Here is a 23,062-nt window from a genome sequence, read left to right as displayed (position 1 = left end):
ACAACACTTTATTCAAAAAACATAAAACCAATACCATGAATACTGAGATTATTCAACTCATAAATGCGGCTGCTAAAGAAGGTGTTTCTTTATTTATAGGAGACAACCGACTTCAATATAAAGTGATTAAAGGAGTAAAGCCTAATGCAAACTTAATTGATGATATTAGAAATCATAAAGAGCAGATATTTAGATTGTTAAAGAATCAGCAAGAGCATGAAAAAGGAATGCTTAGCGGTGAAATTTCTAAGCTAGATCGTACTGTTACAAAAGAAATTCCGTTATCATTTTCTCAAGAACGCTTGCATTTTATAGATCAAATGGGCGGAAGTCAAGAATATCATATTCATGCAATTTCTAAATTTACCAAAGATTTAAATACAAACGTATTACAAGATGCTTTTCGCGAAATCATGCAACGACATGAAATATTACGAACCATCATTAAAATAGAAAATGGAAATGCTTTTCAAGAAATTCAATCAGAAGTAGCATGGAATTTGGAGCATATTATAGCGACAGAAAATACTACAGAAACTATTACACAGCAGTTTATTAGTAAACCATTTGCGCTAGACAAAGATTATATGTTGCGTGCCGTTGTAATTGATACTGTAGAAGAATACACACTCGTTATTGTATTGCATCATATTGCTACTGATGGCTGGTCTATGAGTATTTTAAATAAAGAACTATTTCAGAGTTATCAAGCAAAACTATCCAATCAACCTTCAAACTTACCACAATTAGCAATTCAGTATGCAGATTATGCAGTTTGGCAACGAGAACAATTACAAGGAGAAGTATTAGAAGGAAAACTAAACTTTTGGAAAAAATACTTAGAAAATAGTGTTGCGTTAGAGTTGCCATTAGATTACAATCGACCAGCAATAAAAGAAATTGAAGGACGTTCTATTTCGTTTCTAATAACGAATGAAACCACAAAAGAACTCAATAAAATAGTAGCTTCAGAACAAATTACGCTATTCTCTTTATTGCTAGCATCATTAAAAGTATTACTCTATAAATATACAGGACAAGAAGATATTTGTATCGGAACTCCAGTTGCAAACAGAGGACACAAAAGCTTAGAAAAACTCATAGGATTCTTTGTAAATACGGTGGTATTGCGATCTCAAATTCCTGCAAAAAGTTCATTTATTGAATTTACAAAAAATGTAAACACAGAATTATTAGAAGTATACAAACACCAAGACACGCCGTTTGAAAAAGTAGTAGACAGTATTTCTAAAGAAAGAAGTCAAAGTCGATCTTTACTCTTTGATGTATTATTTGCGTTTCAAAATCAAACAGCTCCAGCCGAAATAGAAATTTCAGTTGATCAATATGATGAATTTGTTTTCAACGATACATTCGCGCAGTTCGATCTTACATTCAACATCAAAGAAACTGCCTCAGGTTTGGTGGTTTCTATTGAATACCTAAAAAGTCTTTTTAAGCAAGAAACTATTGAAAGAATGTGCAATCATTTTAAGCAAATATTGACTACAATTGCAGATAATGCACAACAAGAAGTACAACAAATAGACATTGTTACACAACAAGAAAAACACAAATTATTATATGAGTTTAACGAAGTAGACGTTGCGTATCCGAAAGAAAAAACAATTGTAGACTTATTTGAAGCGCAAGTTGCAAAAACACCAAATAACATTGCATTAGTTTTTAAAAATACACAATTGACGTATGCCGAAGTAAATGCAAAATCAAACCAATTAGCTGAATATCTAAGAAATGAATTCAACATTCAATCAGATGATTTAGTTGGCGTATTACTCGAACGTTCGGAATGGATGGTCATTACGTTATTAGCGGTCTTAAAATCTGGAGGCGCGTATGTTCCGATAGATCCAAACTATCCTGCTGATCGTGTGGCATATATGACAAAAGATAGCAACTGTAAAGTTGTACTTGATCAAAATGAGTTAGAAAAATTTATGGCTGTAGCCGAAAACTACACTGTAAAAAACTTAGCCAAACAAAACACACCACAAAACTTAGCTTACGTAATATACACTTCAGGAACCACAGGAAATCCTAAAGGAACATTAATTGAGCATGAAAATGTAGTTCGATTATTTAAAAATGAAAAAGAGCTATTCAATTTTGACGAAAAAGATGTTTGGATTCTATTTCACTCGTATTGTTTTGATTTCTCTGTTTGGGAAATGTATGGTGCTTTATTATTTGGTGGAAAACTCGTAGTTGCTCCTTTTGAAACAGCAAAAGACACCAATCTATTTATAGATTTATTAGTAAAAGAAAAAGTAACTGTTTTAAACCAAACGCCTTCATCATTCTACAATCTAATTTGGATAGAAACTGAAAAACAAAGTAAAAACTTATACCTTCGTTATGTAATATTTGGAGGAGAAGCGTTAAGTCCTGGAAATCTAAAAAACTGGAATCTAAGATATCCAAACGTAAAGCTTATCAATATGTACGGAATTACAGAAACAACTGTACATGTTACGTATAAAGAAATTACTCAAAAGGAAATCAACCAAAATATTAGTAACATAGGAACGGCAATTCCAACCTTAACGAGTTATGTATTCGATCAAGAAAAAAACTTAGTTCCTATAGGAATTATTGGCGAATTATATGTTGGTGGCGCAGGAGTTGCAAGAGGTTACCTAAATCGTCCTGAATTGACAAGTCAACGTTTTATTCAAAATCCATTCAAACCAGCAGAAAAACTATACAGATCTGGCGATAAAGTACGATTACTTCACAATGGAGAAATGGAGTATTTAGGTCGCATAGACAATCAAGTAAAAATAAGAGGTTATCGTATAGAATTAGGCGAAATAGAAAATGCAATAAAGGAATATTCAACCATAAAAAGTGTTGCATTACTCGTAAAAACATTAGAACAAGGACATGCCGTATTAATTGCTTTTGTAGTATCTGACGAAACAATTGATTTAGATCAGCTAAAAGTATATCTAAAAGAAAAATTGCCAAACTATATGGTTCCAGGAATCTTTTTGCAAATAGAAAAACTTCCTGTAAATCACAATGGAAAACTGGACAGAAACATACTGTTAGAATTGGTAGACGTTTCCAAAGAAGATTACATCGCTCCGCGAAATGAAACGGAAGAACGTTTGATACATATTTGGAAAGAATTATTACACTTGGCACAAATAAGTGTTGAAGATGATTTCTTCTTAATCGGTGGCGATTCTATCATTTTAATTCGTTTAATATCTCAAATCAAAAAAGAATTCCAAAGAGAAGTAAAACTAAGTCAAGTATACGAATATCCTACAGTTGCAAATCTTGCAAAATTTATTGACAAAGCCGAAGAAGATCAGGCAAATAGAATTGCAATAAGAGAAAAAATTACATCAAAAATTGCAATGATCAAGGCAGACTTCATGTCGCAAACAGGTACTAGTGAAAACATTGAAGATGTATATCCAATGAGTGATATACAAATAGGAATGGTATTCGAGTATTACAAAGGTAATGTTGGAAACATATACCATGATCAAATGCTATATACAATACCTGTAGTTGATTTTGAAATTTTTAAGCAAGCAATACAATTACTTACAATAAAGCATGAAACTTTAAGAACCACATTTAATATAACAGACTTTGAATATGGGTTGCAAGTAGTACACAAAACTATATCGACAGCTCATCTTGGATATGAAGATTGTACAGCATTAACAACAGCTGCACAGGAAGAACATATAGGCGCCTATTTACAAGCAGAAAAAAATAACAAATTTATAATAGATCAAGCGCCATTGTGGAGAGCAAAAATTTTCAAAATCAATCACGATACAATGGTGTATGTATTCCAATGCCATCATGCCATCATTGACGGTTGGAGTTTGGCGTCGCTTAATGCGGAATTAAGTTCCATCTGTGAAAAACTGAGTTCAGGAATCGCTATTGAATTGCAACCTTTACAAATGACCAATAAAAAAGCCATTGTTGCTTCGTTAATTGGAAAAGAAAACAAAGAAAATCATACATTTTGGAAAAACTATTTAAATGGTTTTGAACGCTTAGATTTATTCACTGAAGAAAAAATGTATGTAGTTGTAGAAGAAAGATTTACAAACTATACATACGCACAAGTAAAAAAAGTAACGCAAGAACTCGGTATTACATTACGAACGTTATTTCTCGGAGCCTACTTATACGCACTAAATACGATACAATACGGAACTGATATCACCATTGGATTGGTAACAAATAACAGACCTGCGCAAGAAGATGGCGATAAAGTTATAGGCTGTTTCCTAAATACGATTCCTTTCCGAATGCAACTAGAAAATAATGAATGGTCATGGAAAGAATTTTTACAAAATGTACATCAAAATTTAGATGCGTTAAATGCTACGGATCGATTATCAATACAAGACATTAGTACGATTGTAGGACACAAAGACATCACAAATAATTCATTTTTTGATATCATATTCAACTTTGTTAATTTCCATGTTTATAATGACATGGTAGTTGCGAAAGCGGAAGCAAAGAAAGAGAAAAACACTTCGGAAGCTCCAAAAATGAATCTGAAATCATTTGAAAATACAAACTCTTTCTTTGACTTTTCAATGAGTGTTACAGGTGAAGAATTAAACGGTTCTTTTAAACTAAAAAGAAATTTAAAATCAGCAACAACACTGACCAATTTTGTTGCCTACTTTAATCACATATTCCACAAAATAATTCATACGCCAGAAGCTTTAGTAAAAGACACAAACATACTCACAGTAAAAAATAAAATAGCGGAATTAGAATCATTCAACGCAACAAAAAAAGAAGATATAGCAACAGAAACTGTAGTTGATTTATTTGAAGTACAAGTATTAAAAACACCAAATTCTATTGCGATCGAATTTGAAAATACCTCGCTTACATATCATGAACTAAACAAAAGAGCAAACCAATTAGCACATCATTTAAAAACACAAGGGATTCAACAAGAAACATTGGTAGGAATCTGTATGGACAGATCGTTAGAAATGATGATTGGCTTGATGGGAATCCTAAAAGCTGGTGGTGCATATGTTCCTATTGATCCTTCTTATCCAATGGATAGAATTAATTATATTTTGGACGATACCAAAACTCCCGTAGTACTTACAACGCAAGAACACGTAACAAAATTAAGGATTGCAAATCATACTACAGTAGTAGTTGATGCTACTGCGGAAGTAACTATTAACACTCATAATCCTGAAGTTAGCCTAACACCAGAGAATTTAATGTATGTAATATATACATCAGGATCTACGGGAAAACCCAAAGGGGTAATGAATCAGCATGATGCTGTAATCAATAGCTTGCAATATGGAAAAAGCTGTTACAATCTCACGGAAAAAGATGTCGTGTTACAAAAAACAACCTACAGTTTTGATGTTTCAGTTTGGGAATTATTTATACCATTAATTACAGGAGTAAAATTAGTATTCGCAAAACCAGAAGGTCATAAAGACAATAGATATTTAAAAAAGATCATAAATAGCAAATTAATTACAACGATACATTTTGTACCGTCCATGTTAGCAATGTTTTTGTCAGAACTAGAAAAAGGAGATTGTCCAAGTTTAAAACAAGTTATTTGTAGTGGAGAAGCCTTAAAACCACATCACATTCAGCAATTTAAAGAATGCTTTACCAACACAAAGTTGTATAATTTGTACGGACCAACTGAAGCTGCGATTCATGCAACTTTTTGTGATATTGTTTTGGAAGGAGAAGTTCCAGAGAAAGTATCGATTGGAAAACCAGTGGCGAATACGAACATTTATATTTTAGATAAATTCTTAAATCAACAAGCTGTCGGAATCGTTGGAGAATTATGTATTGGAGGAATTCAAGTAGCAAGAGGTTATTTAAATCAACCTGAATTGACAGCCGAAAAATTCATGGTAAATCCTCATGATGAAACACAACGATTGTACAGAACAGGCGATTTAGCACGTTGGACAACTGACGGATTCATTGAATTTTCAGGAAGAAAAGATACACAAGTTAAAGTACGCGGCTTGCGAATAGAATTGGGCGAAATAGAACACGCTATTATAAATGCACAAGAAAATCTACAACAAGCAGTCGTATGCGTAAATGAAGTAAACAATCAAGAAGTAATTGTAGCATATGTAGTTTCTAATGATAAAATTAACAAACAAACTTTACGAACAACAATAGCGGCAAAATTACCAGATTATATGGTGCCAAGTTATTTTGTTCAAGTAGAAACGATTCCGTTGACACCAAATGGTAAAATAGATTATAAAAAATTACCAACTGTTGGAAGTGAAGATGTAATTAAAAATGAATACATAGCGCCAACTACAGAAATTGAAAAAATAGTAGTAGAAATTTGTGAAAGTATATTGCAAGTAAATCAAATTGGAAAATACGATAGTTTCTTTGAATTAGGCGGAAACTCGCTCAATGCAATTCAACTCTCAACGAAACTTAGCGCACGCGGATATCAATTGGACATTGTTCAAGTGCTGAAAACTCCAAAATTGGCAGAGTTGGCAACACATATCACCAAGAAAACATCATCTAATGCATATAAAACAATCATTTCAGATGATGATTACACAGTGTCAATTCCACTTTCGGAACAACAAAAACAATACTTTGGAGCAAATAATAGCTACAGACATGCCATTGGAAGTTTTGTAATTATTCTTGAGAATTTTGACACAAATCAGTTTGAAAAAGTTGTACACCAATTGTATACTGAATTTCCATCAGTGCGCATGCAATTTAAGTTAAATGAAGATGGAGAATTATGCCAACTTCCAATTGATGCAAAACAATTTAGTCCAACAATCATTGTTGACACTTTTGGAAACTTAGCTCAGGAGCAAGCAAAAGTAGCTGAAAAGCTTGAAGCAGAACGAAAATTACCGCTAGCTATAGACAAAGGTGAAGTAATGAAAATTCATGTGTGTAAAGATGCAAACCATGCGGCAATACAATTTACAATGCATCATGCGGTAACGGACGATTATTCAAATCAATTACTAAAAAAATATATCGAAAACGCATACACAAACTTGCAAGCGAGTTCAAAAACGCTAAAAGAAGGATATCAAACCTATCAAAAATTACAAAAAGCATTCATTGAATCAACAGCCTTTGCGGAGAAACTTTCTTTTCTGAAAGCACAACTGAATACTACAATTTCGAAAATATCGAAACCATTTACACCAAAAAGTGAAGCGCAACATATAACTGTTGCATCGTATTACATTTCTGGAAATACTTACAACGCTATCAATCTATTTGTACAGCAACAGCAACTAAGTATGGGTGTGTTTATACAAGCAGTTGCGTATATAGATCAATACCTATCGAGTAGAAAAACGGCATTTATTTTCAACAATACACTGAATGGTAGAGACGTACAACTATTTGAATACAACTTAGGAGATGCAATTGGACAATTTTCTTCAGTAATTCCATTAGGAATTCAATTAGATGAAAACGAGACAATTTTGGCAAATATCCAAAACATTCAAGAAATCTACATAGCTGGAAGAAAACACCAAGAAGTACCATACAGACACATTGAAAAAGCAATAGGGAAATCACTAGATATGTATACAATTGGAATTGTTAATAGTAATGAAACAACGCTATTTTTAGACGAAACATTGTCAAATACAACAACAACAGAATTCCGAACTCAACAATTTCCGATAGACATAAAAAGTACACTGTACACAAACGGAATTCACATACAATACAGCAAAGTAGATTCGATTGTACAATCAAATTACAACCCAGAAACATTTGAAAGCTTATTGCAAAGCATACTGCAAACACCGCAAAAACGTCTCAATACACTTCAAACTAAGAAAGTGATCAATAGTATTGAGTAGGGAAGAAGCACCGCACATACACAAAGAAAAAACCTCATTTCGATGAGATATTTATAAAAAACAGATAAAAAAACTGACTATCTGCTTAAGGGAATTTATTAACCAAATTTAACACAAATGAAAAAAAAAGTTATTATTATTGGAGCTGGTCCAGGAGGACTACAATTAGCGTATTACTTACAAAAAAGTAATATTGATTATGTTGTAATTGAAAAAGCAGACATACCAGGTCACTTTTTCAAGAAGTTTCCAATTCATAAAAAACTAATCTCGATCAACAAAGTAAACACAGGCTATACTGATCCTGAAGTAAACATGCGATTCGATTGGAATTCGTTATTAGCTGACGATTATGGAGTCTTATTTTCTCAATTTTCACAAGACTATTTTCCAGGGACTGAAGTACTTCTAGATTATATGGCAAAGTATGCGGAAACATACAACCTAAACATCAAGTACAACACGGAAGTAGAATTAGTTACTAAAGATGAAACATTCACTGTAAAAACTTCTGAAGGAACGTACGAATGTGAAGAATTAGTAGTTGCAACAGGATTAAGAAAACCATATTTGCCACCAATTGAAAACATAGAAATGTGTACAAATTATGTTGATTTGGATACAGATTATGCAAAATACACAGGGAAACGTGTTTTAATTTTTGGAAAAGGAAACTCTGCATTAGAAACAGCAGATGCGTTAATTCCGTATGCAACACTTATTCACTGTTCAAGCCCGCATCCATTAAAACTGGCTTGGGAAACACACTTTGTTGGAAACCTACGAGCAATCAACAACAACTTCTTAGACACGTATCAATTAAAATCTCAGAATGCACTTTTAAATGCTGACGCGACAAAAATTGAAAAGAAAGGTGATAAATACCATGTAACATTCCTATACGGAAATGCACACGGAGAAGTAGAAGAAATCATATACGATGAAATCATTGTATGTGCTGGATTTATGTTTGACAGTAGTATCTTTCATGAAAGTATCACTCCAGAATTAAGTATCAAAGACAAATTCCCAAGTCAAAAATCAAACTGGGAATCTACAAACATTGATAGCCTATACTTTGCAGGAACAATTACGCAAATGAGAGATTATCAAAAATCAACTTCAGGATTTATCCACGGATTTAGATACAACAGTAAGTGTTTGGCTCACATATTAGAAAACAAAATACTTGGAAAAGCATGGCCAGCATACGGAAAAGACTATATTTCTTCGGAGGAAGTTTCAAATAAAATTGTTGAAAACGTAAACAAAAGTTCTTCTTTATGGCAACAATTTGGGTTCATTGGTAGCGCATTAGTAATCAATGAAGAAGATAACTCTTGGAAACTTGTATATGACATTCCTGTAGATTATATCAAAGACAATAGAGATCAATTTGGGAACAGATATTACATGATTACGTTAGAATACGGAAACGAATTCTTTGAAAAAGCAAAAAGCGTATTCAATGTAGAAAGAGTTCACAAAGATGATGTAGACAATGCACATATGAGTCCAGGATTGCACCCAATAATCAGACAGTATGTTGATGGCGAATTAAAATCTACCTATCACATGATTGAAGATTTTGAATCAGAATGGAATGATGAAGTAAGACATGTAATTCCATTAAAGAAATATATGAAAAAAGAATTAGCAGCATTAGAAGCTTCTGAAGTTACAATGAGCTAATTATACTGAAAAATAGCGTATTAAATAATGTTTGTGTTGTATATATATAGCAACTGCAAGCATTATTTAATGTTGCTTTATAACTTCTAAAATTTTTCTATCAAAATAATAAGAAAAGTGTGTAACAATTTCTGAAGTCAGTCGTGTATACCATATAGTCACGACTCTTTTAAAGAAATTGTATTGCATACATACACTTATTATTGATTAAGATAATAAACGTTTTAATAAAAGAATTATGAATATAAATAATGACGATTTAGTATACATTAAATCGAATTTAGTCATAGAGCCACTAATAGATAATTGGTATGCGTGGCCACATATAGTATCGCCAGCGACAGCTGCAATGAACATAAAGACAAGACATCTCAAAATAATGAAGTCGTATGTTCAAAATCCAAAAATACATGCGGCTGCAGTAAAAAATCCAAAAATGCTTGGTGGACCTTTCATTGATTACGGTGGAAAGCGAGTAGACGAAATAAAAGCTTTAATAGCTAAAACAACAACTGATTGTGCGGCGCTATTAGAACTAAATGACGAAATACTTGAACTAAATGAATTGCTGAAAAATTCGGCAAAAGGATATTCAATGAATGATTTATATTCTAAAATACCAGAAAATCTTCAAGGATTGGTAGAATTAGTATATGATATTAATGATAATCCATCATTTCGATTTTTTGAAGCACTTTTGTATGAAACAGAATATTACAATGAAGCCATCCAAAGTTTCAATTTATTCTTAGTTATAGATGATGATTCAAGATCATTTGTATTAAGCACGCCAAAATTGCCTTCACCAGAAATATTAAGAGTCGAAATGCCGTTCAAAAGCAAAGAAATTGACTTGTTATTTGAAATGGCTAGAGCGCCAAAAACATATAAAGAAATAGCAGAAATCTTCAATATTACTTCTGAAGACGATCCGTTATTTAGAACTTTCTTTACTACCGAAGCTCCAAAACCATATAACAAATATGATGGAGACGGCGTACTAACACGATACTTTGGACATGCGTGTATCCTAACAGAAACGAAAGATACAACCATACTTGTTGATCCTTTAGTAAGTTATGGATATGAATCCGATATCTCAAGATTCTCATACGAAGATTTACCAGAAACGATAGATTATGTGCTAATTACACACAATCATCAAGATCATATCCTATTTGAAACATTACTTCGTTTACGAAACAAAATAAAACATGTAGTTGTGCCTAAATCTGGCGGCGGAAGTCTTCAAGATCCAAGCTTAAAACTCATGTTTGAAAAACTAGGTTTTGAAAATGTAATCGAAATAGGCGAAATGGAAGTATTACGATTTGACGATTGTTCTATTACAGGATTGCCATTTATTGGAGAACATTGCGATTTAGATGTACGAAGTAAAATATGCCATAGTGTAGAATTTAAAGACGGATACAAAATACTATTTGCCGCAGATTCTTGTAATGTAGCACCACAACTATACCAACGAATTCAGAAAATTATTGGAAACATTGACGTAATCTTCTTAGGCATGGAATGTCATGGAGCGCCATTATCATGGTTATACGGACCAATTATTCCGAATGCAATCCAAAGAGATATGGACGAATCACGCCGATTGGCAGGTTGTAATTTTGAACAAGCCAGAGCGTTAGTAGACGTATTTATGCCTAAAAATGTATTTGTATATGCCATGGGAATGGAACCTTGGCTAAAATATATCAGTTCTATAAAATACACAAGCGAATCTGAGCCTATAGTACAATCTAATATGCTTATTGACTATTGCTTAGAAAAAGGAATTGTGCCAGAACGATTATTTGGTGAAAAAATTATTGAATACAACGATAGTGAAACAATCCCAATACTAGCAGAAACAAATCATTAAAAAAATAAACAAAAATGAAATTAACTAACTACAAAATAATTGTACTTGCACTATTATTTATAAGTCTTGGACTGAATGCTCAGGAAAATAAAAGTGCAAAAATTGGGATTATTTCTGGGAAAGTCACTGACGAACAATCGGAACCATTGCCATATGCAACGATTGTCATAGAAAATGAAAATAAAGAGATTCTCCTTGGTGGAATTACAGAAGACAACGGGAAATTCAAAATAAAAGATATTCCTTTAGGAAAACTCACTGTAAAAATTAGCTACACAGGATACAAAGGTTTCTCAAAAGAAGTTACGCTAACAGCAACAAGCAGAAGCGTAGATTTGGGAACCATAACATTAGCACTTGACGAAAACGTATTAAAAGAAGTTGTCATTACAGGTGAAAAAAGTACGTTCTCTATTAAAAGAGATAAAAAAGTATTCACTGTTGGTAGAGATGTATTGGCGCAAAGTTCTTCGGCAATTGATGTCTTAAACAATGTACCTTCTGTAGCGGTTGATCCTAATGGAGTGGTAAGTTTACGTGGAAGTAACAATGTAACGGTATTAATTAATGGACGTCGTTCAGGATTGACATTAAGCAACGCTTTAGATCAAATTCCTGCGGCAAGCATTCAAAAAGTTGAAGTAATTACCAATCCTTCTGCACGTTATGATGCAACAGGTTCGGCAGGAATCTTAAACATAATTTTAAAGAAAAATAAAGGAGATGGAATTAATGGACAAGTAATGATGCGTGCAGGAACACCGCAAGATTTTCGTGTAAATCCTACCTTTAATTTTAAGGTAGGAAAATTCAATTTCTTCTCTACTTTAGGATTCAGATCTACTGATTATATTGGATTGTACAAATCAACACAAACTTCTACAAGTTTAGGTCAAAATGTAACTTTAGAACAAGTTGAAAATGAAGACAGACATGATGATGGACGTTTGGTGTATGTTGGAGCAGATTATTACATTGATGATTATAGTAGTTTAACATTGGCTTTTTTCCGTAATGGAACAAAAGATACCGATGATACACGTATTGACTATAATTTCTTTACAGATGATGATTTAGATAGTTCTATCATTCGTAATGGTAAATCGGAAGAAAATAGAGGATACAATCAATTAGAATTTAATTACACAAAGCGTTATGAGAAAAAAGGAAAACGCTTTTCTGTAGATTTACAATATGATTTCTGGGAAAGTGAAAAAGATTGGAATTTAGATACAGATATGGTTTTTCCAACAGTATCTCAAGGTGACCAATTACGAACCAACAATGACAGTTCTAACAAAGATTTTGTATTTCAATCAGATTTCGTAACACCTTTAGGAGAAAAATCAAAACTAGAAGTTGGTGTAAAAGCAGAAAGTCGCCAAGTATCAAACGAATTCTTAGCTGAAATCTTAAATGGTAATGTTTGGGAAGTATTCAATGGATTGGATAATGATTTAGAATATAACGAAACAATTGCGAGCGCATATGTTCAATATGGTTCGGACATAGGAAAGTTTAACTATTTAATTGGATTAAGAAACGAAAATACAACGGTAAAAATTGAAGATGTAGATCAAGTATTTAATAGCACAAAAAAATACAACAATTTATTTCCGACCATAAATTTAGGATATGCTATTTCTGAAAAAGAAAACTTACAATTAAGTTACAGTAGACGTATTAACAGACCATCACTATTCGACTTAAATCCATTTACAGAAATTAAAGATTTTAACTTCCAAACAACTGGAAATCCTGATTTAAATCCTTCATATACAAATGCTTTTGAATTAAACTATTCAAAACGATTCAATAAAGTATCTGTTAATTCATCAATCTATTACAAAAGAATAAAAGACTTTTTCCAAGATGTAATTGTTCAAAATGCAGATGCTTCATTTACATCAGCTCCTGTAAACTTAGACACAGAACAACGTTATGGTTTCGAATTATCTGTAATGTGGAGAGCGGCAAAATGGTTAAATCTTTTTACGGACTTTAACTACTACGCATTTAATCAAGATGGAGAATTTGGAGGACAAAACTTTGACTTTTCAGATCAATTACTGCAAATACAATTTAGTGCACAATTTAGACTTCCAAAAGATTATAGATTACAAGCTTTTACGCTGTATAGAGGACGAACTGAAAATGCACAAACGGTTACAAAACCTGTATCTTTCCTAAACTTATCGTTAAACAAAACATTCTTCAATGATCGTTTAACAGTAGGATTGAACGCAGAAAATATATTCGATTCAAGAATATTTAAACAATTAACAACATCTCCAGAATACTCTTTAAACAGAAGATTAAAGCGTAATCAAGAACGTTTTAATATTACGTTAGTGTACAAATTCACGAACAAGAAATTTAGAGAACGTTACGAAAATACTGGAAACAGAAACTAGTTTATTGAATGTGCTAAGAACCTTAGAAAACTCTGCATGTAATGTGTAGAGTCTTTCTATTGGGATACACTAAAAAATAGCAACATGAAAGCCGAAAAGTTTCAAATAATACTATTACATTTTGCTGGAGGAAGCGCGTATTCATACGATTTTCTAAAAAAACAATTGACAATTTCCAATGCAATTGAATTCCATGCCCTTGAATTACCCGGTAGAGGAAGGCGACACAGTGAAGCATGTATTTCATCAAAAGAAGCCGCTATTCACGATTATGTACAACAAATAAAGAATCTGAGAAATTCAAAACCTTATTTGATTTACGGACATAGTATGGGCGCAACATTAGGATTATCCATAACGAAAGAAATGGAAAACTCAGGTGATTCGCCAGTCATTTTAATAACTTCTGGAAATCCTGGTCCTGGCATAAAGGAAACTGCGGAAAACCAGCAAAAGCGATACTTAATGAACGATAGTGACTTTAAAAAAGAACTTCGAAAACTTGGTGGCGTTCCTGAAGAAGTATTAACCAATCAAGAATTATACGAGTTTTTTGGTCCTATAATGCGTGCAGATTTCAAAGTATTGGAAAATGATGATTTTTCTGAAAAAGGATTGAAAATAAACACACCAATTCATGCAATTATGGGCACTGAAGAATGGCAAAATGAATGTATTGATAACTGGAAAAACTTTACAAAAAGCGGTTTCCAACATAGTATCTTATCAGGCAATCACTTTTTCATACATCAAAATGCAGTACAACTATCAGAAATCATTCTAAAGTATACGCAAAGTCCAGCATTGTACTAATGTTTACAGTATTGATCATACGTTTACACGATCAAAATTATATAAAAATTACCAGCGTAACCAACGCATTACTATAAATCAATTATAGATACTCATCTATAATCTAACGACACTCAAGAAAATGTTGAAATTAAAATCTAAAAACATTATCTATTTAATCTTATATGCAATTCCAAACACAGTTTTAAACTTTGGGATCATATTTATCATTAATAATGTTCTCGCAGGAAACAAAGTATTTCTAAAGGATTACACTGTTATTGTATTTCTTGCTATTGTATGTTATGCTTATTTGTTGAATATCATCTTTCAAAAAAGATTGAATCAATTCACATTTAAAGTACTCTACGAAAACGAGAAAAACTTATTCAATCAAATCCTAAAAGCACCATTAACAATGCTTGAAAAACACGGTACACAACGTTTTTTTACAGCAATGGAAGATTTGCGGATTTTCTCAAACTTTCCATATACGGTAACACACACAGTAAGTTCTCTGCTAATGTTGATTTTGGGAGTTATTTACATGTTTACACTCTCAGTTTCTGCGGCGTTAATTGTAGTTGTACTCATCATTTTAGTAGCAGTTTGCTATTTCATTGTGATGAATTCTATGTCGAAAGAAGTTTCGTTACTTCGAAAACAAAACGAATACTACTATAACTATGTAACAGATTTAATTTCTGGGTTTAAAGAACTAAAACTAAGTGCTTCTCGCCGAAAAAACATCATGGAAAAACATTTAGGACCTAATCGTGACAACTCGGAAGGGTTAGATTTCAGAATCAACTATGTATTTCTTTCCATCAATATGATTAGTCAATACGGTTTATACTTTGTTATTGCGGCAATTATGTTTGGTTTGCCAGCACTTGGCTTACTTGAACAAAAAGATGTTATCGCATACATTGTAGTTATTCTGTTCATTTCAGGACCTATAAACAATTTAATCAACTTGCAACAATCGTACACACGTTTTATGGTGGCAATGGGAAGGATAAAAAACTTCATGAAAGATTTTCAAATTGAAGATGCAACCATCAAAATTGAAGACACACAAGATGTATCGTTTGAAAACTTGTCTTTTAAAGACATCTGTTTTAGTTATAAAAGTGATAACAATGACAAAGCTTTCGAATTAGGACCAGTCAATTTTGAAGTAAATAGAGGAGAAGTTATATTTATTGTTGGTGGAAATGGTTCTGGAAAAAGTACATTTATCAACATTCTAACCGGATTATACGAGCCAAGTAAAGGAGAAATAATTGTCAACAACACGTTAAAATCGGGAATAAAACAAGACTTACAAGATTCAATTGCCGCAATTTTTACAAACAATCATATTTTTTCAAACAACTACGACAATTACAATCTGGAAGACAATAAAGAATATAGCGATTTACTAAAAACAATGCAGTTAGATAAAGTAATAACGGATGATAAAGAAACATCTGCACGTCGTAAATTCTCCAAAGGACAAAGCAAACGAATGTCTATGATTTTTGCACTATTAGAGAAAAAACCAATTCTAGTAATAGATGAATGGGCAGCTGATCAAGATCCGCATTTCAGAAAATATTTCTACGAAGAATTAATTCCGAAACTAAAAAGAGAAGGAAAAACAATCATTGCAGTAACACATGATGATGCATACTTTAAACATGCTGACCGAATTGTAAAGTTCGATTATGGAAAAATTGTAAAAGATGTACACGTAAGCAACAAAGAAGAACTTACTGAAAACTTCTGGGTATAATAAAAGAAATGCACTTTCTTTTTAAGATTTCATATCAGTTTTGCTTTAAAATTATACAATAAAAGCCTTCTTTTTTGTGCGTAATTTTAAAGTGAAAACGGTATGAAGTATATAATCTCTAAACCATTTTTTAGATGAAACTAACACTACCACAACAAGATGTCTACTTTGAGCAACTTTTATATCGAAACGATCCAATATACAATATTGGTGCTAAGATAATAATTGAAGGGAATGTTGTATATGAGGTTTTTAATCAAGCATATATTGCACTAATTGAGCAGCATGATGCGTACCGAAGTATTATTAAAAATTCGGGTGCAACTGCCGAAATAGACATCTTGCCAACACATAATTCTGTACTTGGCTATATAGATTTTTCAAGCGAAAACAATGCAAAAGAAACGGCAGAAAGCTACATGCAGGAAACGTTTCAAAAAGCATTCAATTTCGACAAAGAAGAATTACTACACACGTTTGTTTTACTAAAAGTAAGCGACGAGTTGTACTACCTTTTCTCAATGTATCATCACATCATTACAGATGGTTGGGGAACTTCAATAATGTTTCAACGCTTGGTTAAAAATTACAACGAACTCATTGAAACAGGAACAGTAGTAACGGAATATCCATATTCATATACAGATTTTGTAATTGATGATAAAAAATATGCTGAATCAGAAGATTTTAATTCAGACAAAACCTATTGGAAAAATAAATTTCAACACTTACCTGAACGTATCTTTGAAAGAATTGACGAAACAGTTCACATAAATAAAAGCAAGCGAAAAGAATTATTTATCAAACGCTCAGTTTACAACAAACTAGAAACAATTGCCAAAGCTTCACGCTGTTCTACATTTCATGTTATACTAGGAATTTTATACCTCTACTTTGGAAGAAAACATCAAAACAAAGACTTTGCAATTGGACTTCCAGTACTAAACAGAGGAAAATCTATTTTCAAAAAAACGGTCGGACTCTTTATGGGAGTTGCTGCATTGCGCATGCAACTGAACTTCGAAGATACATTTGAAGAGTTAATCTTAGCCATCAAACAACAATTACGTCAAGACTATCGACACCAACGTTTTCCATTAGGGAAATTGATTCAAGAACTCAATATTTTTCAGGATAAAGACAGATTGTTCAACATTACTTTATCGTATGAAAAACAAAACTATGCAGATCATTTTCATGGAACAAAAACGTCTGTAATTCCAATGACGCATGAATCTGAACGTGTCGCATTAGCTGTGTACATTCGTGAATTTGATGCGTTAGAAGATGTGAAAATTGATTTAGATTACAACATCAATTACTTCGACGAAGCAACAATACACCAAATAGGAAATCATATTGAAGAATTGATTGTGACGATTTGTGAAAATCCGAAAGAAAAATTAAGTGATTGCAACTATCTCACAACAAGTGTACAACAAGAATTATTACATGCTTTCAATGCAACAGAAGCAACGTATCCTAAAGAAGAAACATTACTATCATTTTTTCAAAAACAAGTAGCTCAAAACGCAACACAAATTGCAGTTACTGATGGAAAAGAAAAATATAGCTATAAAGAACTAAATGAACGATCAAATCGTGTTGCAAATTACATAACAACACATTTTCATGAGGAAGGAAATATAGCTCCAATTGCGGTATTATTAGCACGTTCGGCTGATTTGATTGTCACCTTGCTAGGAATTCTAAAATCGGGACATGCGTACATTCCATTAGATCCTGAATTTCCTCAAGAACGGCTAGAATACATTGTAGCGCATAGCGAAGTAAAATGCATCATTGGAACAGCTAATTTAGCACATAAAATAAATACGAAAGCCAATTTTGTAACTTTTTCATCAATACAAGAACAAAACATACATGCTCAATTACCAAAAATCAACGCTTTACAAACGGCATACATCATATACACTTCAGGTTCTACAGGAAATCCAAAAGGTGTAAGTATAGGACATCAAGCGTTGTTAAACTTTCTGTTAAGCATACAAAAACAACCAAAAATCAGCAATGAAGACGTATTATTTTCTGTAACAACACAATCGTTTGATATTTCAATCTTAGAATTTTTCACACCTTTAATTTCTGGAGCTACAGTACACGTTGCAACGAAAGAGTTATTATCAAACCCATTGCAAATTCTAACAGCTTTAAAAAATGTAAATCCGAGTGTAATGCAAGCTACGCCTAGTTTTTATCAACTACTATTCAATGCTGGCTGGACAGGAAATAAAGACTTAAAAGTGTTATGTGGTGGCGATTTGTTAAGTACCGCATTGGCTGAAAAGTTAGTAACCACTTGTGGCGAAGTTTGGAATATGTATGGGCCAACAGAAACGACAATTTGGTCGAGTATCAAAAAAATTGAAAAGGCGGAAGAAGCTTCATGCATAGGAAAACCTATAGACAATACGCAATTATATATTTTAGATGAAAACCTACAACTTTTGCCAATTGGAAGTACAGGAGCAATTTATATTGGTGGTGACGGATTAGCGCAAGGATATTATAAAAATGACAGTCTAACCGCAGAAAAATTTATCACAAATCCGTTTGATGCTACTCAAAAAATATATGAAACGGGTGATTTAGGAAAGTGGAACGCTAAAGGTGAAATAGAATTCTTAGGACGAAATGATTATCAAGTAAAAATAAGAGGTTATCGTATAGAACTTGGCGAAATAGAAACCAAACTCAATCAACTAAATACCGTAAAAGAAGCGGTTGTAATTGCTAAAAAAAGTAATGATCAAGAAGCGGTATTAATTGCATATATAGTTCCAAGCGAAACCAAACTAGATACGGCTGCAATTATTCAAGAATTACGTAAAGAATTGCCTGAATACATGATTCCGTACACAATACTTCCGATAGAACGTTTTCCACTAACGCCAAATAAAAAGGTAGATAGAAAAAGTTTGTCACAACAACAAGTACAGCAAATTACAAGTGATGCAACGAACGAAAATCTGGAAACAGCAACCGAAATTACACTAGCAACATATTTTACTGAAATTCTAGAATTAAAAGAAAACATTGGTAGCAATGCTAACTTCTTCATGCTTGGCGGACATTCTTTAAATGCAGTAAAACTCATTAACCGTATTGAAAAAGAATTGCAACAGCAACTATCATTAAAAACGATTTTTGAGTATCCAACGGTAGCTACATTGGCAAGTTTTTTAGATCGAAATACAACACAAACTGCAATTTCACTGGAAAAAGCGGCAACACAAACGGAATATCCAATAACAACGGCACAATATGGAGTTTGGTTGGCTTCTCAGAAAAAGGAAAAATCGATAGCATACAATATGCCAGCGGTATACAAAATTGTAGGTGAAATTGATGTTGAATTGTTTGAAAAAGCATTTAAAAATAGTATACAGAAACATGAAATCATACGAACTAATTTCATCGAAATTGCTGGAACTCCACATCAAAAAGTTGTTAGTAATGAGTTGGTTGAGTTTAAAATTGATCTTAATTTTTCGGAAGAAAACACTATCGAAGCCTATATATACAAAGAGTTTAACTTAGAAACAGACTTGTTACTTAGAGTTGCTTATGTAGCAACTGAAAAAACAATACTATTTGTTACGCATCATATCATAATGGACGGATGGTCATTGGAATTACTGATAAACGAAGTGATTACAAACTACAAAAAACGACTTTCTGAAAGTATTGTTGAAAATGACACATTAGAATTTCAATTCAAAGATTATGCAGTTTGGCAACAAAAAGTAGCAGCGCAAACGGAAGACAGGAATCAAAAATTTTGGAAAGAATACCTTAAAAACTACGAATGGAAGTCTACTGTACAGTCAAACATTGATACTGACGAACTTGCGAAAGCCGCTGAATACAAATGTGTTTGGGATGAAGATTTTTTAACATCAATACTTGAAGTTGTCAAAGCACAAAACATAACGCTTCATACTTTTTTAGTTACAACATTCAATGTATTAGTACACAAAATGTATGCACACAACGATATCTGTATTGGTACTGTAAATTCAGGAAGAACACGGTCAGAATTACAAGAGCAAATAGGAATGTTTGTAAAAACGGTTCCACTACGGACTCGTATAGATTCTGATGAAAGAGTAAAATTAATACTTGCAAAAACACACGAAAACCTACTAAATATTGATGCGCATCAAGACATTCCTGCTGAAATACAAAATGACTTGCGTTTAGACGTGTTAATGGCATTGCAAACACCATCGTTTAACTATGAAAACATATCTGTAACACCTGCGTTAGATTTGGTTTTGCAACTTACAAACACAAGTTACAACAGACTTCCGTTATTGATCAATTTCATACAAAGCGAAAAACAACTAAGCACAATAGTACATTATAACACAACGGCTTTTGAAGCGGAAACAATAGAACTTCTATTCTTAAAATATAAGGAAATTATTACACAAATTATCACAAACACAAATCTTACAATAGCTGATATTACGACTGCTTTAGCATTTGAAAAGCAAGAAGTAATTGATATAGATTTTAACTTTTAAAAATAACCTAACACCAACACAAATCGGATCAAAAATCATGAATTTTCATAAAAAAATAATCACCATAAGTTTACTGTTCGTTCTATATTCAATAGGAATGTTTGGGCAAGACATTGTTTTTGAAGAAGTAAAAAGTTTTCACCGCGATTCTACAAGTTTAGCTAGTAGAAATGTAAATTGGGGATATCTTACTGTTCCAGAAAACTGGGAGAACCCTACGGAAAATAAAGTTAAAATAGCAGTTGCAATACTAAAAAGTACTGGAACTAATAAAAACGCTGAAGCAATCGTATTTGTGCAAGGTGGACCAGGCGCAGGCGGTGTTGGAAACATTTGGAATTGGACCAATCATCCACTTCGAAAAACGAATGATATTATATTGTTTGACATGCGTGGAACTGGATATTCGGAACCTCGATTGTGTCCAGAATTAGGTCAGAAGTTTTTTAACATTCTTGCCAAAAATCAAACAGAAGAAGAAGATGAAACACAAAAAGCCGCCGCCGCAATGGCTTGTAAACGCGAACTGATTAGCAAAGGTATCGATGTAGACACGTATCATAGTTTATCTGTGGCAAAAGATTTGCACGCGTTGAAAGAAAAATTAGGACATACTACATGGAATATTTATGGTGTTTCGTACGGAACTTTTATGGCACAAGTATATGCAAGTACATTTCCAGAAGATATAAAATCGCTCATACTCGATTCTTCTGTAGAAGATATAAATACCTATTACACAAAAAATACAAGTAACTATATCGGAAGTCTTTCCAAAGTATTTGAACTTTGTGAAAACGATCCAGAATGCAATGGAGAATACCCTAACTTAGAAGACCTGTATTACGAAACGATTGCTGCATTAGAAAAAAATCCAATAGAAGTAGATGTTGAAGAAAAACTTATTACAACAGGAAAATTTACCTACAATGCAGAAGATTTTAAAGTAGCCATTCAACAAGCGTTATATCACAAGCAATTGGTAGAAGTAATTCCGTTACTAATTACTCAATTTAATAACAGAAATGAAAAAGCGTTAGGAAATTTAGTTGCCGCATTTTCTAGTCTATTAAACATGGATTACGGAGTGTATTATTGTGTAAGTTGTAATGAAACATTACCAAACAATTCGTTTGAAGCATACAAAACTAATGCTTCGCAATACAAAAAACTTGATGGCGGAATATCATTCTACAAATCAGATTTTAAAGTATGTGACGAATGGAATGCTAAGAAAAATGATTCTTTAGTAATGAAATATGACCTAACAAACTTAGCCGAACAATCTTTTCCAGTAATCATATTTGCAGGAGAATACGATCCGATAACACCTGAAGAAAACGGTGCGGCATTGGCTAAAAAATTCAAAACGGCATATTCCATTGATGCAACAACGTACGGACATGTGCCTAGTTTTACCAAAATAGGCGATAAAATAACCACAGCGTTCATCACAAATCCAACTCAAAAACCTGATACAAACGCGTATACAACTGCTAAAAAAATAAACTTGGTGAAAAATATTACGCTAAATGGTGGTGTTTCAAAAATGGGAACTAGTATAAACCAGTTCAATCCATTTTTCCTATTTCCGTTAATTGTTGCTTTAGGTGTAATGCTTGCTTTCATCTTTGCACATCTAATTAAAATAATCAAGAAAAAATATACAATTGTCTCAGATAAAATAATGCGATCGCTTGGTGTTCTCACGTCTTTTGTTGGAATTCTATGTTTTATAGGACTAATAATTGCCTTAGGAAATGTAGCTGATCAAAACTACTACATTCTCGCTTTTGGACTGCCAAACGCATACAGCATCATATTTACGGGATTGTTGATATTTGGAATATTACTGGTCATAACGATAGTCTATTTCATTGTGCGACTCAAAAAAATAACGGACAGAAGCATTATGTTCACCATCATATTCTCTAACGCGTTACTTGCTACGTACTTAGTGTATTGGGGAGTTTTAGCTTTTTAGACAACATAACAATCTACAAAAGTAAATCTTAAAAAGTAAAAACTACTTCAACTAAAAACCGATCAAAAATATA

Annotated in this window: 8 protein-coding genes; all 8 read left to right on the top strand. The window is 32.7% G+C overall.

Annotated elements, in window-relative coordinates; all coding sequences use genetic code 11:
• The first annotated feature begins 35 nt into the window (after positions 1 to 35).
• The 8 genes from ACQ654_RS02660 (at position 36) to ACQ654_RS02625 (ending at position 22,989) form a co-directional block, all read left to right on the top strand.
• On the top strand, positions 36 to 7,895 hold the full coding sequence (locus ACQ654_RS02660) for an amino acid adenylation domain-containing protein (RefSeq protein WP_430408766.1): 7,860 nt from the start codon (positions 36 to 38) through the stop codon (positions 7,893 to 7,895).
• Between the two features lie 117 nt (positions 7,896 to 8,012).
• Positions 8,013 to 9,587: an NAD(P)-binding domain-containing protein gene (locus tag ACQ654_RS02655; protein WP_430408765.1), complete on the top strand. Its 1,575-nt coding sequence runs from the start codon at positions 8,013 to 8,015 to the stop codon at positions 9,585 to 9,587.
• 238 nt (positions 9,588 to 9,825) lie between these two features.
• Positions 9,826 to 11,472, top strand: coding sequence for an MBL fold metallo-hydrolase (locus tag ACQ654_RS02650; protein WP_430408764.1), 1,647 nt, complete (start codon positions 9,826 to 9,828; stop codon positions 11,470 to 11,472).
• A 14-nt stretch (positions 11,473 to 11,486) separates the two neighbouring features.
• The gene (locus ACQ654_RS02645) at positions 11,487 to 13,886 is read left to right on the top strand and encodes a TonB-dependent receptor domain-containing protein (RefSeq protein WP_430408763.1); all 2,400 of its coding nucleotides are present in this window, start codon (positions 11,487 to 11,489) and stop codon (positions 13,884 to 13,886) included.
• An 84-nt stretch (positions 13,887 to 13,970) separates the two neighbouring features.
• Entirely contained in the window at positions 13,971 to 14,699 is a 729-nt protein-coding gene (locus tag ACQ654_RS02640) for a thioesterase II family protein (RefSeq protein WP_430408762.1), read from the top strand.
• A 121-nt stretch (positions 14,700 to 14,820) separates the two neighbouring features.
• The gene (locus ACQ654_RS02635; protein WP_430408761.1) at positions 14,821 to 16,455 is read left to right on the top strand and encodes a cyclic peptide export ABC transporter; all 1,635 of its coding nucleotides are present in this window, start codon (positions 14,821 to 14,823) and stop codon (positions 16,453 to 16,455) included.
• A gap of 134 nt (positions 16,456 to 16,589) precedes the next feature.
• A complete protein-coding gene (locus tag ACQ654_RS02630; RefSeq protein WP_430408760.1) occupies positions 16,590 to 21,005 on the top strand; it encodes an amino acid adenylation domain-containing protein in 4,416 nt (1,471 codons plus the stop codon).
• A 37-nt stretch (positions 21,006 to 21,042) separates the two neighbouring features.
• Positions 21,043 to 22,989 (top strand): alpha/beta fold hydrolase, encoded by a 1,947-nt coding sequence (locus ACQ654_RS02625; protein ID WP_430408759.1) that lies wholly within the window; start codon positions 21,043 to 21,045, stop codon positions 22,987 to 22,989.
• The last annotated feature ends 73 nt before the right edge of the window (positions 22,990 to 23,062 follow it).

Source organism: Kordia sp. (assembly GCF_965283645.1).
In the GTDB taxonomy this organism is placed as follows: Bacteria; Bacteroidota; Bacteroidia; order Flavobacteriales; family Flavobacteriaceae; genus Kordia.
Note: the sequence above shows the minus strand (reverse complement) of the source record. Positions and strands in the feature narration are given on the sequence as shown.

Excerpts from the sequence above, each read along its gene's own strand:
- ACQ654_RS02660 (WP_430408766.1), top strand. The coding sequence starts at position 36 with ATGAATACTGAGATTATTCAACTCATAAATGCGGCTGCTAAAGAAGGT.
- ACQ654_RS02655 (WP_430408765.1), top strand. The coding sequence starts at position 8,013 with ATGAAAAAAAAAGTTATTATTATTGGAGCTGGTCCAGGAGGACTACAA.
- ACQ654_RS02650 (WP_430408764.1), top strand. The coding sequence starts at position 9,826 with ATGAATATAAATAATGACGATTTAGTATACATTAAATCGAATTTAGTC.
- ACQ654_RS02645 (WP_430408763.1), top strand. The coding sequence starts at position 11,487 with ATGAAATTAACTAACTACAAAATAATTGTACTTGCACTATTATTTATA.
- ACQ654_RS02640 (WP_430408762.1), top strand. The coding sequence starts at position 13,971 with ATGAAAGCCGAAAAGTTTCAAATAATACTATTACATTTTGCTGGAGGA.
- ACQ654_RS02635 (WP_430408761.1), top strand. The coding sequence starts at position 14,821 with ATGTTGAAATTAAAATCTAAAAACATTATCTATTTAATCTTATATGCA.
- ACQ654_RS02630 (WP_430408760.1), top strand. The coding sequence starts at position 16,590 with ATGAAACTAACACTACCACAACAAGATGTCTACTTTGAGCAACTTTTA.
- ACQ654_RS02625 (WP_430408759.1), top strand. The coding sequence starts at position 21,043 with ATGAATTTTCATAAAAAAATAATCACCATAAGTTTACTGTTCGTTCTA.